Genomic DNA, 16490 nt, shown 5'->3' with positions numbered 1-16490 from the left:
GACCGGCGCCGCTCCGGTCACCCCTGCCGCGGCCTTTAGGCGGCCGCGCTGGACTTGCCGCGCAGCACCACGGTCGCCGTCGACGCGCCCTTGATCGCCGTTTCGATCTGGGCCATCGTCGAGGACGACGACAGGCCCGGGACCGTCGCGGTGTTCAGGGCGTAGAGGCTGAACGCGTACGGGTGGCTGGACCCGCCCGGGCAGGGGCCGAAGTACTTCTGGGCGTTCGCCCCGCTGCCCATCGCCTTCTGCTTCGCGCCGCCCTGGCCCGGCACGCTGTACCCCGCGCCGAGGCCTTCGGGCAGCGACGTCGCCGACGCCGGGACGTCCCAGATCGCCCAGTGCAGCTTGTTCCCGCTGTTCGCGGTGTCGGCGAACACGAGCGCGTAGCCCTTCGCGCCCTCGGCGGCACCCCACGCGAGCGGCGGTGACGGGTCCTGGCCCGCCGTGCCGTCCCCGGCGCAGGTGTACTTGTCCGGGATGGTGGCGTTGTCGGCGAACGCGGAGCTCGTCAGCTTGAAGGCGCCCGGGGTGGTGCCGCCCGGGAACTTCAGCCGCACGATGACGTTGTCCAGCACCGACGGCGTGCCGCCGTTCTTGTCGTTGTTGGTCGAGGTCAGCCACAGCCCGCCGTCCGGGGTCTTCGTGACCGAGCGGAGGCGGCCCCAGCGGCCGGAGAACAGCGTGGACACCGTGCCGATGCCCGTGCCCGCCGCGTTGATCTGCGTGGCGAACATCTGCTGGCCGGTGACGCCGGCGATGTAGATCCAGTCGTTGACGATCTCCAGCCCGCTCGGCCCGGCCTGCGACGTCGGCCAGGTCTTCTTCGGGGCGATGAAGCCGCTGCAGCTGCCCTGGGTGCCTTCGCAGCTGGGCCAGCCGAAGTTGCCGCCCTTCTGGATCAGGTTGAGCTCGTCCTGGCTGCTCTCGCCGAACTCTGCCGCCCACAGCTGGCCGCGGGAGTCCCAGGCCAGGCCCTGCGGGTTGCGGTGGCCGTAGCTCCAGACGTACCGGGCGTTGCCGCCGGTGGCGTAGAACGGGTTGTCGCTCGGTGCCGAGCCGTCCGGGTTGAGCCGGAGGATCTTCCCGTTGAGCGAGCTCTTGTTCTGCGCGTTGTCGCTGTTCTTCGCGTCGCCGACGGTGGCGTAGAGCTTGCCGTCCGGGCCGAACTTGATCCGCCCGCCGTTGTGGTAGCGGTTCTTCGCGATCCCGGTCAGCACCGGCGTCGACGTCGAGGACAGCGTGGTGCCGTCGTAGGTCATCTTCACGATCCGGTTGTCACCGGACGCCGTGTGGTACAGGTAGACCGCGTGGTCGGTGGCCCAGTTCGGCGAGATCGCCAGGCCGAGCAGGCCGCCTTCGCCGTTGGTGCCGACCGCCCCCGGCACCTTGCCCAGCGTGGTCTTCTGGCCGGACGGCGTGACGAGCACGAGCTCGAACCGGTCCCGCTCGGTCACCAGCGCGTTGCCGTTCGGCAGGAAGGCCACCGACCAGCCGAGGTCGACCTTCGCGATGTCCTTGTCGTACTCGGGGATCCCGCCGCCCCCGGTCGCCGCGGTCTTCGCCGTGACGGCGTTGCTCGCGGCCGAGCTGTTGCCGTCGGGGTCGCGGGCCTTGACGGTGAAGGTGTACGACGTGCTGGGGGTGAGGCCGGTGATCGTCGTGCCCAGCGACGTCGTCGTGGCCACCTTCGCGGTGCCCTGGAAGACGTCGTAGCCGGCGATCGTGCCGCTGTTGTCCGTGGCGGCGTTCCACGCCAGCGAAACGCTGTTCGCGGTGACGCCGGTGGAGCGCAGGTTGCCCGGCACGCTGGGCGGGGTGGTGTCGTCGCTCGGCGGCGTGGTGAAGGTGACCACGTTGCTCTGCTGCGACGGGTTGCCGGCGGCGTCGAACGCGCCGACCGAGATGTCGTAGGCCGTGTTCGGCGTCAGGTTGTCCACGGTCGCCGTCGTCGTGTTCCCGTCGACGGTCTTGAGGATGTTGCCGCCGCGGTTGATCTCGTAGCGGACGACGCCGACGTTGTCGGTCGCGGCGGTCCAGCTGAAGGTGGCCGCGGTCGGCAGGACGTTGCTCGCCTTGAGGTCCGACGGCGGCGACGGCGGCACGCTGTCGGACGGCGCGGTGAAGGTGTCGGTCAGCTTGTCCGCGTTCGGGCCGCCGTTGGCGGTGGTCGCGGTGGTGCGGACCTTGTTGACCCCGGCGGTCAGCTGGACGGTCGCGGTGGCGGTCTTCCACGTGGTCCAGGCGCCGGTGCCGGGGAAGTCGACGGTGCCCTTGTCGCCGCCGTCGACGGTGAGCTTCACCGGCCGGTTGTCGGCGGTTCCGTTGGCGTAGCGGAAGGTCAGGGTGTGCGTGCCCGCCTGGGCGGCGTTCACGGAGTATTCGACGTAGCTGCCGGCGACGTTGTCGAAGTTGACGAACCCGGTGCCGGAGTACCCGGCGTGGTTCGACTCGACGGCGCCTTGGGAGATCACGGCCGATTCGGACTCGTAGTCGGTGTCCGCGGCGAAAGCGCTTACCGGGCTGAGCGCGGTGAGGCCGAGCGCCGCGGCTGCGGTACCGGCCAGTACCACGCGCCACGGTGGACGGGGTGCCACTGGGAGCCTCCTGCGTGGGTCGGGGGACAGGGGGACCGGGGCGGAATGGTTCGGCGGACCACCGGCGGTAAATAGTTAGGAAAGTTTCCTATCTATGGGACAGATCACACACCCTCCGGGTGAGGTGTGTCAATACTCGACACGGTCACTCACCCTTGGTGAACAAGGGTTTCCCGCTCACCGGTGCCCCACCCGGACCAAAGCGCCCCAATGTGGCGTTGGTGGCGTTGAGCGCACCCAATGTGGCGTTCGGTGCGTCCAACGCACCGAACGCCACATTGGGGCGCTCAGCTCGCTGGCACCGCGGTCTCGGCGGCCCAGTCGCGCGGGACCAGGAAGGCGGCCAGCTCGGCCTCCGCGCTGCCCGGCTCCGGGGTGAACCCGGTTTCCCAGCGCGCCAGCGGCGGCAGCGTCAGGCGCACCGCGTCGGCGTCGGCCGCCGGGGTGGGGGCGAGGGCGGACTCCACGTACCGGCCGCGGCGGTGCAGCTGCCACTGCCGCTCGCGGTCGCCGTGCGGGCGGTCCTTGCGGCGCCGCACGATCGGGAGGTAGGCGGGCACGAGCGTGGCGATGCCCGCCGCGGTGAACGCGGCCGCGCGCCGCCAGCCGTCCGGGCCCGGTGGGCGCAGGTGGTCGAACGCGATGCCGCCGATGCCGCGCGGCTCGTCGTGGTGGGGCAGCCGGAACAGGTCGTCGCAGGCGCGTTTCGCCTGGGCGTGGAACGCCGGGTCGAGCGTGTCGCAGCACGCCTTGAGCGTCCGGTGGAAGTGCGCCGCGTCCTCGGCGAAGCCGTAGCAGGGCAGCAGGTCCGCCGCGCCGCCGAACCACCACGAGCCCGCGTACTCGCAGTACCGGAACCGGGCGTGGAACGCCGGGACGTACGGGTTGCGCGGGTGGACCACGACGGTCAGCCCGGCGGTCTCGCCGGTCTCGGTCACGACGACGCCCGCCCGCTCGAAGACGGCACCGTTCTCCAGCAGCCGCGCACCACCCGACCGGCTGAACCGGGCCGCGCCGTCGAGGCGTTCCAGTTCGGCGATCAGCTCCCGCTGCCCGGCCCGCACCATCGCCTTGACGGCGTCGCGTCTGTCCCCTTCAGGCATGCCCCCACCCCCGGAGGCAGATTACCAGCGAACGGGGTTCAACCGGCGATCTCGGCCCGCGCGATCACCTTGGTGATCTTCGCCCGGACGAGGGATTCTTCGGGCACGGCGTTGCGCTTGCCGTACTCCTCGGCGCGCTCGGCGCCCATGTACCGGGCCCCCAGCTTCGTCGCCCACGCGAGCATGTCGTCATAGTCGTGGGTGAGCCGCGCCTCGGCGGTGATCTGGACGTACGAATACGGCGGTTTCTGGTCGTCGACGGCGAGGGAAATCCGGCCGTCGCGGGCGATGGCCTTCCCTTTCAGCGTTTCGGTGCCGGTCGTGAAGATCAGCTCGTCGCCGTCCGGGCCCTCGTTCAGCAGGAACCAGATCGGCGTCACGATCGGGGCGCCGTCCTTCCGGACCAGGCCCAGCATGCCCGTCCGGGTGCCTTCGGACGCGAACTGCCACCACTCTGAACGGCTCATCTCACGCATGTGAGCGACGTTAATGCAAACACCGCGGCGCGTCAGCGCCACCTTTGAGGGTGGTGGTGGGGGCATGGATGGAGTCACCCGCGCGTGCGCAGAGGGTGGCCGACTAGCCTGGCCTGCTGTGCGAGACGACGAGACCGGGACACCGGGCCTGGCCGACGAGGGGCTGACGCGCCGCCTCAAGGCGCTGGCCTGCACCGCGCCGCTGCACGACCTGGACGCGCGGAAGGCGAAGCTCGACTGGGCCGACGCCACGATCTACCAGATGGCCGAGATCGCGCTGCACACGATCGACCAGGTCACCATCGCGATGGACTTCGACACCGGCGCCGGCCACGACGAGGTCATCGACCGGCTGCTGCCGTTCATCGCCGCGCAGGCGCCGTCGCGGATGCCCGAGGAGCACGTCCGGGTGGCCAAGTGGGTCCTCGACAACCTGATCAACGTCGGCACCACCGACCGCGGCTTCCGGCGCGTCTACGGCTCGATGGGGCCGGGCGGCTACCAGCGGCGCCAGTTCGACTTCAAGCTGCTCGTCGAGCTGGCCGCCCGGGACGGCGAGGTCTACCTGCGGGCCACCGACGAGGCCATCAACGTCCTCGTCGGCGCCCTCGACACCGACGTCGAGTCGGCGCAGATCGCCGCCGAGGTCAAGCTCGAGAACCTGATCGCGCGGGGCCGGCTGGCCGACGCGAAGCTGGCCGCCGAGCAGGCCCGCTACCGGACCGTCCAGTACGGCGAGACCCTGCGCGCCAAGCTCGACGCGACCCGCCGCGACGTCCGGTCGGTCGACTGGGAGCGCGAGGTCCCGGAACTGCTGGACAGCGCGCTCGGCCACATCGAAACGCGGTTCCGCGCCGAGAACGCGATCCTCAAGAACATCACCACCGCCCGCGACGAGACCGAGGACCTCGACCGCAAGCGCCGCGCCGCCGAGCTCGTCGACATCGTCGGCGACTGCATCCGCCGCCACACGCGCCTGCAGTCCCGGCTCGCCGACGCGGGCGCGGTGTTCCGCGCCGAGCAGGACCGCCAGCAGTTCTCGGGCCCGCCCCAGCGCGCCACCCTCGACCTCTTCGGCCAGCTCCTCGTGCCCACCCTGGGCCTGCCGCTGGCCGACGCCGTCGCCCCGGCCGAGCACTTCTTCCACGCCGTCGCCGGCATCACGCCGCCGGTCGTGCCGTCGCTGTCCTCGCTGGTCTCGCTGCTGCTGCGCCCCGCGCCCGAGCGCGACCAGCTGATCGGCGAGGTCCCCGAGCCCGAGCTCATGCCCGCCGACATCACCGACAAGTTCGGCGACGACGTCTGGCGCCGGGCCGACGAGCTCCTCGACCTGCCCGAGGTGCCGCGCCGGCTGTCCGGGCTGCTCGAAGAGGCCCGCCGCAGCCGCCAGCCCGGTCTCGCCGCCCTGGTCGCGCTGCGCGCCGTGCACGCCTACAGTCCCGGGGTCGGCGCGGCCCGCCGCCAGGGCGATCGCCAGGTGCTGCTCGCCGTCGACGACGGCACCCTGCTCGACGACCCGGAGTTCGGCGGCGCCGACCTGCTCCTGTCCACCGCCGCCGTAGAGCGGGCCGATGAAGAAGAAGAGGTCGCGTAATGGCGCTGTCCCACAGCAGCGTGGACGCCGAGGCCGCGGCCCGGCTGGTCGCCTTCGGCATGCGGCCGAAGCAGCTGCCGGCGCGTGACGTCGTCTACGGCGACCTCGTGCGCCGCTACGGCGAGGACAACGCGTTCAAGGCGCTCACCCACGCCGTCGCCGCTGGGCTCGGCCTGATGGTCCTCGAGGTCAACCAGCAGGCCGGCGCGGTCCTCGCGGCCACCGACGAGTCCGTCTTCGAGATCAAGATGGACTCCTACGCCCGGCAGGCCAAGATCCGCGAGCGCCGCGAGACGGAGAAGGTGCTGCACGGCCTGATCCACCTCGCCGCCGCCGCGCTCGGCTACCCGCGCCCGGACGACCTCGCCAACGACACCTACATCGGCCGCGTCAGCGTCGAGCAGGTCGACGCGATGGTCCGCGAAGCCGCCCGCATGCTCGACGAACGCGCCGCGGCGGCCGAGGCCAACAACGACCCGCTGGCCGACGCGCCCGAGCTGGAACAGGCCTGGCGCGCCTACGCGCGCCGCCCGGCCGCGGCCGCCACCAAGGACGGCCGCCTGGCCGCCGACACCACCCGCGGCATGGTCAGCCGCGCCCTGCGCTTCCTCGCCGACCAGGGCTTCCTGGTGCCGGTGAGCGACGAGCAGGGCGGCACCTACCGGACCACGCCGCGCTACCAGATCCAGGTCCGCGAGCTCGCGGCCGACGCCGCCTTCGACGACCTGCTCGCGCTCGACGTCGTGGCGGTCGCGAACGCCGGGGGCACGCTGCGCGCGGCGTCCTCGGACACGCTGTAAAAGGGGAGTAGATGTACGAGCTTTCGCGGGTCCGCCTGCATTCGGTGGGCCCGGCGGGTGCCCGCTACCAGGACGTCGTGCTCGACTTCAGCGGCGTCGGCGCCAAGATCACCGCGCCCCAGCAGGACGCGCTGTTCAGCGCCGGCATCCACGCGACCGGGCCGGCCGAGCTGCGCCGCCCGTCGCCGGCGAGCGTGCTGTTCCTCGAGAACGGCGGCGGCAAGTCCGTGCTCATCAAGCTGATCTTCTCGGTCATGCTGCCCGGCCGCCGCCAGGTCGTCGGCACCACGAGCACCAAGGTCCTCGAGAAGTTCGTCGCCGCCAAGGACGTTTCGCACGTCGTGCTGGAGTGGCTGCACGTCGAGAGCGGCCACCGGATCATCACCGGCAAGGTCTCCGAGTGGCGCGGGCACGTGGTGTCCGCCGACTCCGAGAACCTCGTCGACTCCTGGTACTGCTTCCGCCCGACATCGGCGCTGGGGCTCGATTCCCTGCCGATGACCCAGGACGGCCGGCTGCTCACCATGTCCGGCTTCCACGACAAGCTCACCGCCGCGCAGCTGGCCGAGCCCGAGCTGGAGCTGTCCTGGACCCGCCGTCACCACGAGTGGACCGGCCGGCTCGACTCCCTCGGCCTCGACACCGAGCTGTTCCGCTACCAGCGCGCGATGAACGCCGGCGAAGGGGAAGCGGCGGACGCGTTCGCGTTCGGCACCGACGACGCGTTCGTCGAGTTCCTGCTGCGCGCGGTGATCTCCGAGGACGAGCCGAAGGACCTCGCCGAGGTCGTCTCGGCCTACGCGCACAACCTCGCGCAGCGCGGGGATCTGCTGTCCGAGCGTGACTTCGTGGCGGGCGCGCTGGAGCTGCTGGGGCCGCTGGCCGCCGAAGAAGGCGTCGCCGCGGAGTCGCGGAAGATCGCCGGATCGGCGAAAGCCGACATGGCCGAGCTGGCCGGGCGGGTCGTCGCGCGCAACGAGCTGGAGAACGCGAGGCTGTCCGGGCTCGAAGACCACGTCACCGAGGTCAAGTCCGCGGAGAAGCTCGCCGAGGGCGACCACCGGCGGCTCGCCGCGGCCGTCACCGAGCTGCGCCGGCTGGTCGCCGTGCTGCGCCTCGACGAGGCCCAGGAGGTCCGCAAGCGCGTCGACGCCGAGCTGGCCGCGGCGAAGACCGAGGCCGAAGCCTGGCGTGAGACGGCCACCGTGCTCAACCAGCTGAACGCCGCCCGCAAGGCGAAGGACCTGCGCGAGCTCGTCGGCAACCGCGAGGAGAAGGCGCGGCCGGCGCTGCGGGCGCGCAACGACGCCGCTTCCGCGCTCGCGCGCGGGTTGCACGCGCTGGCGCAGGACGCCCAGCGCCAGGCGGACAAGGCCGAGGCGCACGCGGGCGCGTTGCGCGCCGAAGCCGAGAAAGCGCAGACCGAACGCGACGAAGCCGCCAACCTCGCGGCCGCCCGCCGGGCCGAGGCCCGCGGGCTGACCACGCGGATCACCGAACTGCGCGAAGAGGTCCAGAACGCCGTCCGCGCCGGGCTGCTGCCCTCGGGCGCCGACGTCGCCGAAGCGTCGCGGACCGCGCGGTCGGTGGCCGAGCAGGCCGCTTCGGAGCTGGCCCGGCGCGAGCAGGAACTCGACCGCGTCGCCGCGGACCTCCAAGCGGCGCAACGGGCCGTGAACGAGGCCCACCAGCTCGCGGGCACCACGCAGGACCGCTTCGAGCGCGCGACCGAGGACCTCGACCGCGCGCACCGCCGGACCGACGCGCTCGCCGCCGAAGGCCGCCTGGTCGAGCTGCTCGGCGCGGACGACGTCGCCCTCGAAAGCGACCTGCCGGTGCTGCTGGAACGGCTGCGCGAGGCGAGCGCGGCCGTCGAGAAGGAGCAGACCGCGCTGCGAATGGAGGAGTCCGCCGACGAGCGGGCTCTCGCGGCTCTCGGCTCCGGCGGGCTGCTGCCGCCGCCCGAAGACGTCCAGGCCGCGCTCGACGCGCTCGAAGAAGCCGGGATCACCGCGTGGTCCGGCTGGCGCTATCTGTCCAAACTGGACGCCGACCGGCGGGCCGAAGTCCTGGAAAGCGTGCCGCAGCTGGTGTCCGGCGTGCTCCTGAACGACGCCGCGCACGTGGACCGCGCCCGCGAAGTGCTCACGACGCGGCGGCTGCTGCCGTCCGCGACCATCGCCGTCGGCACCACCGAAGCCCTGCTGGCCGAGGCGCCCGCCGCGCCCGGCGTCGAGTTCCTCGTGCCGCCGAACCCCGCGATGTACGACGAAGAAGCCGCCGACGCCGAGCGCGAAGCCGTGGCGCGGCGGCACACCGAGCGGCAGCGGCGGCTGGAGGCGCTGTCCGCCAAGCTGGCCGCGGACGGCGCGCTGACGTGGAAGCTCACCACCTGGCGCGAGGACTACCCGCCCGGCGCCGTCGCGACGCTGGCCGAGCAGGCCCAGGCGGCCCGGACCGCGCGGGAGACCGCGCGCACGGCGCTCACGCAGGCCGACGCGGAATTCGCGCGGCTGAGCGAGAAAGCGGCGTCGCTGCGGGAGCGCGTCCCCGAGCTGCGGGCGGCCGCGGCCGAGGCGGAGGAACGCGCCCGGCGGCTCGGCGAGCTGGGTGCCCGCAGTGCGCGGATCGCGGAGTGGACCGAAGACGTCGAGCGCGCGACCGAGATCGCCGAGCGCGCCGACCTGCAGGCGTCCGACGCGGCGGGCAAGGCCGCGCGGCTGCGCGAGCAGGCGGGGGAGGAGCAACGCACCGCCGACGGCCACCGCCGGACCGCGACCACCGCGCGCGCCGAACTCGCCGAGGTGCCGGGCGCGGCCGACGCCGCCGACGGCCCGGTGCCGGCCGAGCCGGTCGACGCGCTGCGCCGGACCTACCTGTCGGCGTCCGAGTCGTACGCGAAGGTCGAGGTCGGCAGCGACCTGCGGGCCGAGCTGGAGCAGGCCGAATCCGCCGAAGCGGCCGCGGGCTCGGCGGTCGAGTCGCTCGACGCGGCCGTCCGGGCGCGGGCGGCCGAGCTGCTGGAGACACCCGACGGCTCAGATGCCTCGGCCCGCGCGGCCGCCTTGGCGCGCGCCCGCCGCGTCGTCGACGGCTGCGAGGACGAGCGCACCGAGGCCATCGGGCTCGTCTCGACGCGGCGCGCGGAGCTGGACTCGCTGCCGGCGCAGCCCGGCGCCACGGGGGAGAAGCCGCGCGACGTCGAGCACGGCCTGGAGCTGATCGACGCGGCCGGGCTGGAAGCGTCCGCCGCCGCCCGGAAGTGGGAAGAGCTGCAGGAACGCCGGGCCGCGGCCGAAGCGACGCTGGAGTCGGCGCGCAGTTCGGCGTCCGGCTTCTCGCTGCTCGCGGAGTCGATGGCGCACCTGGTGACCGACACGGACGCGGTCGCCTACGACGGCGACGTCGACACCGCGCGCGCCCAGCACACGCGGCTGAACGCCACCTTCACCGACGCCCAGGACGCCGCCGACGCCGGTGACCGGCGGGTGCGCGCGGCCGCGGACCAGCTGGCGCAGTACGCGACGGAGAAGCGGTTCGAGAAGCTGAGCACCCCGGTCCGCCAGCAGGTCATCTCGGTCAAGCGCGACCAGCTCCCGGCGCACGCCGCCGAGTGGGCCGAGGCGCTGCGGCCGCGGCTGCGCTCGCTCACCGACGACCTCGCGCAGATCGACCGGCACCGCGGCGGCATCATCACGCGCCTGCAGGGCATGGTCGACGGCGCGCTCCGGACGTTGCGCTCGGCCCAGCGCGTCTCCCGGCTGCCGGACGGCCTCGGCGACTGGTCCGGGCAGGAGTTCCTCCGCATCCGCTTCACCGAGCTGGAGGACAACGCGCTCGCCGAGAAGCTCGGCGAGGTCGTCGACGAGGCCGCGGTCGGCAAGACCGCCGACGGCCGGGACGTCAAGCGCGACGGGCTTTCCCTGGTGCTGCGCGGCGTCCGGGCGGCGGCGCCCAAGGGCTTCCGCGTCGACATGCTCAAGCCGGACTCGGTGCTGCGGACCGAACGCCAGCGCGTCTCGGAGATCCGCGACGTCTTCTCGGGCGGCCAGCAGCTGACCGCGGCGATCATCCTGTACTGCACGCTGGCGGCGCTGCGCGCCAACAACCGCGGCAAGGCCCGCAACCGGCACTCGGGCGTGCTGTTCCTGGACAACCCGATCGGCCGCGCGTCCGCCGGGTACCTGCTGGAGCTGCAGCGGGCGGTGGCCGAGGCACTGGGCGTCCAGCTGATCTACACGACCGGCCTGTTCGACGCGGGCGCGCTGTCGGAGTTCCCGCTGATCGTCCGGCTGCGCAACGACGCGGACCTGCGCGCGGGCCGCAAGTACCTGTCGGTCGACTCGACGGTCCGCAACTCCCTGGACGACCTGGGCGACCCGGACGGCGTCGCACGGCTCTCGGCGACGCGGATGTTTACCCGGCCGCCCGAAGCCGCCGGGGATTCCGCGGAGGACGAGCAGCCGGCGTGACGGGAGGACCGCGACATGTCGGGTCTCCATGCGCAGCGGTACCCGATCGGCGAACTCATCCGCTGCGCGGCCGGCCGGCCGTGACTCGGGTGCAGTTCGCCGCCATGTCCGAGAACGCCCCGATGGTCGACGCCAAGCGGTTTCACGCCGACCTCGACGCCGCGTTCGGCCGCGAGCTCCGGGACCCTTACGACCACTGAGGTCCATGGGTTTCGGCCGGACCGCACCGCGGACGACGCGGTGGAACGAGCCCGGCGAATCGCCCGGGTGTCCGGCCGGGTGGCGGCGGCCGTACTCGCGATCGCCGTCGCATCCCGTTGGCCGCCCGAAGCCGCCGGGGATTCCGCCGAGGACGAACAGCCGGCCTGACGGGAACAACCCGGCCGGCTTCGTGGTTCCTCCGCGCATGACGAAGCTGGGGCCGCTGGGGGCCACCCACACCGCGCTGGACACCGACACCGCCGTGGCGGCCGAGCTGGAGGAGCTGGGCTACAGCACGCTCTGGCTGCCCGGCGGCCAAGAGAACAACCTGGCGCGGATCGCCGAGGTGGTCCGTGGCACCTCGCGGATCCAGGTGGCCAGCGGGATCCTGTCGGTCGACCGGGTGCCGGCCGCCGCGGTGGCCTCGACGTACGCGGACCTGCCCGCCGGCCGGTTCGTCGTCGGCCTCGGCGGGGCGCACGGGGCACGGCCGCTGGCGGCGCTGAACGACTACCTCGACGAGATCGAGGAGGTCGTGCCGCCGTCCGCGCGGATCCTTTCGGCGCTCGGGCCGCGGATGCTCGGGCTGGCGCGCGACCGCGCTTCGGGCGCGTACCCGTACCTGGTGACGACGGATTACGTCGCGTCGGCGCGGGAGATCCTCGGCGCGGGCCCGCAGCTGTCCGTGCTGCTGAATGTGGTGGCGGAGACCGACGCCGCCGCGATGCGGGAGACCGTCCGCGGCGGCTCGCTGAAGTTCCTGGCCGGCGTGCCGGGCTACGCGGCCAACTTCCGGCGGATGGGCTTCTCCGACGAGGACGTCGCGGGCCTGTCGGACCGGCTGGTCGACGGCGTCACGGTGTGGGGCGATTTCGACGCCGTCGTGGCGCGGCTGCGCGAGTTCCGGGCCGCGGGGGCCGACCAGGTGGTCGTGCCGCTCGACGGCCTGCCGCGCGAGTGGTGGCCCGGCCTGGTGGAGGCGGTCCGGTGAGCACGGCGCGGGCCCGGGGGCTCTCGCACGCGCTCCCGGCGGAGGTTTCGCTGCAGGAGGCGCTGGCCGCGGTCGCCGATCCGGTGCGCCGCAGCATCCTGCGCGAGCTGGCCGCCGTGCCCGAGTGGACGAAGGCGTGCGGCACGTTCGACCTGCCGGTGGCGAAGGCGACCCGCAGCCACCACTTCGCGGTGCTGCGCGCGGCGGGCCTGATCGAGCAGCGCGACGACGGGCCGCGGCGGCTGAACCGGTTGCGGCGCCCCGAATTCGACGCCGCGTTCCCCGGGTTGCTCGACCTGGTGCTCAGTCACCCCGGCCGGTGAACGCCAGCCCGGTGCCGAGGCCGATCATGACCAGGCCGCCGGTGCCGCCGATGGCTTCCAGGCGTTTCGGCGAGCGGGCGAACCAGGTGCGGGCGGTGCCGGCGACCAGCGCCCACGCCGTGTCGGTGGCCAGTGCGATCGCGGGCAGGCACAGCCCGAGGACCAGCATCTGCGCGGGCACCGAACCGGCGGCGGGGTCGACGAACTGGGGGAGCAGCGCGGCGAGGAACACGATCGACTTCGGGTTGGCGAAGCCGACGATGAAGCCGTCGCGCAGGACGGTGAGGACGCGGCCCGGCGTGGCGCGCACCTTCGCGGCCATCGCGTCGGTCAGCTTCCGGCGGTGCCGGACCGCCTGGATCCCCAGGTAGACGAGGTAGGCGGCGCCGGCGATCTTGACCGCCGTGAAGACCGCGGCCGACGTCGTCACGAGCGCGCCGAGCCCGAACGCGACCGCGACGACCTGCGTGTACACGCCCGCGGAGTTGCCGACGACGGTGAGCAGCGCGTCGCGGCGCCCGACGGTGAGCGCGCGGCTGATCGTGAACAGCACGCTCGGCCCGGGGACCACGACCATGAGGAACGTCAGCGCGGCGAACGCCGCCAAGTGCGTACCGGAGACCATGTCGCGAGACTATCCGCTGGTCGCGGGGGTTTCCAGGCGTTTTTGTCGGTGCCGGGTGGTAGGAAAACGGAGTGCCTCCGAAGATCAGCACCGACCAGCGCCGGGCCCGCCTCGCGGTCCGCCACCACCTCGCTGCGCCCGCCCCCGCGGTGGCGGACGCGGTCGCGGGCATCGTCGCCCTGCACGCCACCGACCCGGCGACCGTGCACCTTTCGGCGTCCGCGCGGCTGGCGGCTCCGGCGGTTTCCGGTGTGGAGCAAGCGCTTTACGAGGACCGCTCCCTGGTGCGGCTGCTCGGCATGCGGCGCACGGTGTTCGTGACGGATCTGGAGACGGCGGCGCTCGTGCAGGCCGGGTGCGCGGCGGACATCGTCGTGAAGCAGCGGAAACTGCTGGAGCAGCACCTGGGGCAGCAGGGGCACCCGGAGAACGTCCCGGAGCCGGCGAAGTGGCTGGCTTCGGTCGAAGCTTCGGTGGAGGAGGCGCTGCGCGCGCGTGGCTCGGCGACGGCGCAGCAGCTCAGCGAGGACGAGCCCCGCCTGCGCCAGCAACTGCTGATGGCGGCGGGGAAGCCGTACGAGGCGATCGGCAACGTGACGAGCCGGGTGCTGTTCCTGCTGGCGGCGGGCGGGCGCATCGTGCGGGGGAGGCCGCGCGGGAGCTGGATCAGCACGCAGTACGTCTGGCACCCACTGGACGAGTGGGTCCCCGGCGGCATGCGCGCATGGGAGCCGGAAGCGGCCCGCGCCGAGCTGGCCCGCCGCTGGCTGCACGCGTACGGCCCGGCGCCGGCGTCCGACCTGCGGTGGTGGACGGGCTGGACGGCGGGGCAGACGAAGAAGGCACTGGCCGCGTTGTCGCCGGCCGAGGTGGACCTCGACGGCGTACCGGGGATCGCGCTGCCGGACGACCTGGAGCCGGTGCCGCCGCCACCCCCGTGGGTGGCGTTCCTGCCGGCCCTGGACCCGACCCCGATGGGCTGGCAGGACCGCGACTGGTTCCTGGGCCCGCACCGAGCGGCGCTGTTCGACCGCAGCGGCAACATCGGCCCGACGATCTGGTCGCAAGGCCGGATAGTGGGCGGCTGGGCCCAGCGCCCCTCAGGCGACATCGCCTGGCGGCTGCTGGAGGACGTGGGAGCGGAGGTGAAGACGGCGGCAGAGAAGGCAGCAGAGCACTGCACGGAGTGGTTCGGCGAGGTGCGCGCGGTGCCCCGGTTCCGGACACCACTGGAACGGGAGCTGTCGGCCTAGCGGTGCCCCTGCCCGCGCTCCCGGCGGGCCTGGCCGGCCACGATCGCTCCGGTCGCCGCACCGATCGGTCGCCTTCAGCGCTCCGGTTGCGGCGGTGGGGCGACCAGCGGACTCGGCCGACTTCGATCGCTCCGGGCGGTTGGGTGACCCAGCGGCCCGGGTGCCCCGGGTGGTTGGTGACTCGGCGGGCCGGGCCGAGCCCGACTGTTCCGGGCGGGGTGGGCGACCCGGCGGGCCTGTCGGCCACGATCGCTCCGGGTGGTTCGGCGAGCCTGGCCGAGCCCGACCGTTTCAGGCGGGGTGGGCGGCCCGGGGTAGTGGGGTGACTCGGCGCGCCTGGCCGAGGCCCGACTGTTTCGGGCGGGGTGGGCGGCCCGGGTGCCCGGGGTGGTTGGGTGACTTGGCGCGCCTGGCCGACCCCGACCGCTACGGCCGTCTTGGCGACCAGGCGAGCCTGGCCGAGCCCCAATCTCTCCGCGCGCGTTCGCGACTCAGCGACCCGGCCGACTCCGACCGCTCCGGGCGGTTGGGTGCCCCCGCGAGCCTGGCCGAGCCCCAATCCCTCCGCGCGCGTGGGCGACTCAGCGACCCCCGACCGCCCCGATCCCTCCGGCCCGCGGCCCCCACATCCGGGTGCGACCGCGCCCGCGAGGGTCGCTGGATCGGTCGAGCCACGGACCTCACACCCCACCCCGAAGCCCACCTCACCCGCCCCGCAAACCGGCCCCCCAAACCACCGTCACCTGAATCGTTACAGCACAAAAACCCGCCCCACCACAGCCCGCCCACACACACCCGTCGCACACCAAATATCCAGCCGGAACCGGTCCCGCACCCCGGACCGCCGACCCCGGCCGGTCCGCCGTGGTCCACCCCGCGGAACTCCAGCAAAATCACCAGGCTTCTTAATCGATTCTTGACCCGTTCGCCAAGTGGTGGAAGTCTCGTCAGGGCAGTCAGGGACGCGCATGCCCGCACGCTAGGGTGGCCGCGAGCCCGCAAGTCACGGCCGGACGCCCCGGCCGATCCTCAGAGGAGTGGCAGCAGTGACCGTTCGCGTAGGTGTCAACGGCTTCGGCCGGATCGGCCGCAACTTCTTCCGCGCCGTCAAGGCGAGCGGCCACGACATCGAGGTCGTCGCGTTCAACGACCTCGGCGACGTCGCCACGATGGCCCACCTGCTGAAGTACGACTCCATCCTGGGCCGGTTCCCGGGTGAGGTCAGCGTCAGCGACGAAGGCATCGTCGTCGACGGCAAGACCATCAAGGCCCTCGCCGAGCGCGACCCGGCCAACCTGCCCTGGGGTGACCTGGGCGTGGACGTCGTGGTCGAGTCGACCGGCTTCTTCACCAACGCCGACGCCGCCAAGGCGCACATCGCCGGCGGGGCCAAGAAGGTCATCATCTCCGCGCCCGCCAAGGGCGAGGACCTGACCGTGGTGCTCGGCGTCAACGACGACAAGTACGACGGCTCGCAGAACATCATCTCGAACGCCTCGTGCACCACCAACTGCCTCGGCCCGCTGGCCAAGGTCCTGCAGGACGCGTTCGGCATCGAGCAGGGCCTGATGACCACGATCCACGCGTACACGCAGGACCAGAACCTGCAGGACGCGCCGCACAAGGACCTGCGCCGCTCGCGCGCCGCCGCCCTGAACATCGTGCCGACCTCGACCGGGGCCGCCAAGGCCATCGGCCTGGTGCTGCCGGAGCTGCAGGGCAAGCTGGACGGCTACGCGCTGCGCGTCCCGGTGCCGACCGGCTCGGCCACCGACCTCACGGTCACCCTGACCAAGGCCGCGACCCTCGAAGAGGTCAACGCCGCGTACAAGGCCGCCGCCGAAGGCGCGCTGTCGGGCTACCTGCGCTACAACGAGGACCCGATCGTGTCGTCGGACATCGTCACCGACCCGGCGTCCTGCATCTACGACGCGCCGCTGACCAAGGTCATCGGCAACCAGGTCAAGGTCGTCGGCTGGTACGACAACGAGTGGGGTTACTCCAACCGCCTCGCCGACCTGGTCAAGCTCGTCGGTTCGAAGCTCTCCTGAACCG

At 72.8% G+C, this 16490-nt stretch carries 11 protein-coding genes; 7 read left to right on the top strand and 4 right to left on the bottom strand.

Annotated features, from left to right (window positions below):
* Positions 1-35: 35 nt before the first annotated feature.
* The 3 genes from SD460_RS36035 to SD460_RS36025 form a co-directional block, all read right to left on the bottom strand.
* Positions 36-2597 (bottom strand): PQQ-dependent sugar dehydrogenase, encoded by a 2562-nt coding sequence (locus tag SD460_RS36035; protein WP_290058978.1) that lies wholly within the window; start codon positions 2595-2597, stop codon positions 36-38.
* Positions 2598-2884: 287 nt separating this feature from the next.
* Positions 2885-3700 (bottom strand): coproporphyrinogen III oxidase, encoded by an 816-nt coding sequence (locus SD460_RS36030; RefSeq protein ID WP_290058977.1) that lies wholly within the window; start codon positions 3698-3700, stop codon positions 2885-2887.
* A gap of 38 nt (positions 3701-3738) precedes the next feature.
* Positions 3739-4176 carry a PPOX class F420-dependent oxidoreductase gene (locus SD460_RS36025; protein ID WP_290058976.1) on the bottom strand — a complete coding sequence of 146 codons (438 nt, stop codon included), beginning with the start codon at positions 4174-4176 and terminating at the stop codon, positions 3739-3741.
* A 118-nt stretch (positions 4177-4294) separates the two neighbouring features.
* Here SD460_RS36025 and SD460_RS36020 point away from each other — a divergent pair, with 118 nt between their 5' ends.
* The 5 genes from SD460_RS36020 (at position 4295) to SD460_RS36000 (ending at position 12557) form a co-directional block, all read left to right on the top strand.
* Positions 4295-5770: a hypothetical protein gene (locus SD460_RS36020; protein ID WP_290058975.1), complete on the top strand. Its 1476-nt coding sequence runs from the start codon at positions 4295-4297 to the stop codon at positions 5768-5770.
* Positions 5770-6570, top strand: a complete 801-nt coding sequence (locus tag SD460_RS36015; RefSeq protein ID WP_318307358.1) for a hypothetical protein — start codon at positions 5770-5772, stop codon at positions 6568-6570. Before SD460_RS36020 ends, SD460_RS36015 begins: the two co-directional genes overlap by 1 nt.
* Positions 6571-6581: 11 nt before the next feature.
* Entirely contained in the window at positions 6582-11042 is a 4461-nt protein-coding gene (locus SD460_RS36010; RefSeq protein WP_318307357.1) for a coiled-coil domain-containing protein, read from the top strand.
* A 406-nt stretch (positions 11043-11448) separates the two neighbouring features.
* Positions 11449-12234 (top strand): TIGR03620 family F420-dependent LLM class oxidoreductase, encoded by a 786-nt coding sequence (locus SD460_RS36005; protein WP_290057349.1) that lies wholly within the window; start codon positions 11449-11451, stop codon positions 12232-12234.
* Entirely contained in the window at positions 12231-12557 is a 327-nt protein-coding gene (locus SD460_RS36000) for an ArsR/SmtB family transcription factor (RefSeq protein WP_290057350.1), read from the top strand. The genes SD460_RS36005 and SD460_RS36000 overlap by 4 nt, the downstream gene beginning before the upstream one ends.
* On the opposite strand, the gene SD460_RS35995 is transcribed toward SD460_RS36000, so the two are convergent.
* Positions 12538-13182 (bottom strand): LysE family translocator, encoded by a 645-nt coding sequence (locus tag SD460_RS35995; RefSeq protein ID WP_290057351.1) that lies wholly within the window; start codon positions 13180-13182, stop codon positions 12538-12540. The genes SD460_RS36000 and SD460_RS35995 overlap by 20 nt on opposite strands.
* Before the next feature lie 71 nt (positions 13183-13253).
* Here SD460_RS35995 and SD460_RS35990 point away from each other — a divergent pair, with 71 nt between their 5' ends.
* A complete protein-coding gene (locus tag SD460_RS35990) occupies positions 13254-14435 on the top strand; it encodes a winged helix DNA-binding domain-containing protein (protein WP_290057352.1) in 1182 nt (393 codons plus the stop codon).
* A gap of 1046 nt (positions 14436-15481) precedes the next feature.
* Entirely contained in the window at positions 15482-16486 is a 1005-nt protein-coding gene (gene gap / locus SD460_RS35985; RefSeq protein ID WP_290057353.1) for a type I glyceraldehyde-3-phosphate dehydrogenase, read from the top strand.
* The last annotated feature ends 4 nt before the right edge of the window (positions 16487-16490 follow it).

This window comes from Amycolatopsis solani (assembly GCF_033441515.1).
In the GTDB taxonomy this organism is placed as follows: domain Bacteria; phylum Actinomycetota; class Actinomycetes; order Mycobacteriales; family Pseudonocardiaceae; genus Amycolatopsis; species Amycolatopsis solani.
Note: the sequence above shows the minus strand (reverse complement) of the source record. Positions and strands in the feature narration are given on the sequence as shown.

Bases quoted from the DNA above. Each gene is read 5' to 3' on its own strand.
- SD460_RS36030 (WP_290058977.1), bottom strand. From the start codon at position 3,700: ATGCCTGAAGGGGACAGACGCGACGCCGTCAAGGCGATGGTGCGGGCC.
- SD460_RS36025 (WP_290058976.1), bottom strand. From the start codon at position 4,176: ATGCGTGAGATGAGCCGTTCAGAGTGGTGGCAGTTCGCGTCCGAAGGC.
- SD460_RS36015 (WP_318307358.1), top strand. From the start codon at position 5,770: ATGGCGCTGTCCCACAGCAGCGTGGACGCCGAGGCCGCGGCCCGGCTG.
- SD460_RS36010 (WP_318307357.1), top strand. From the start codon at position 6,582: ATGTACGAGCTTTCGCGGGTCCGCCTGCATTCGGTGGGCCCGGCGGGT.
- SD460_RS36005 (WP_290057349.1), top strand. From the start codon at position 11,449: ATGACGAAGCTGGGGCCGCTGGGGGCCACCCACACCGCGCTGGACACC.
- SD460_RS35995 (WP_290057351.1), bottom strand. From the start codon at position 13,182: ATGGTCTCCGGTACGCACTTGGCGGCGTTCGCCGCGCTGACGTTCCTC.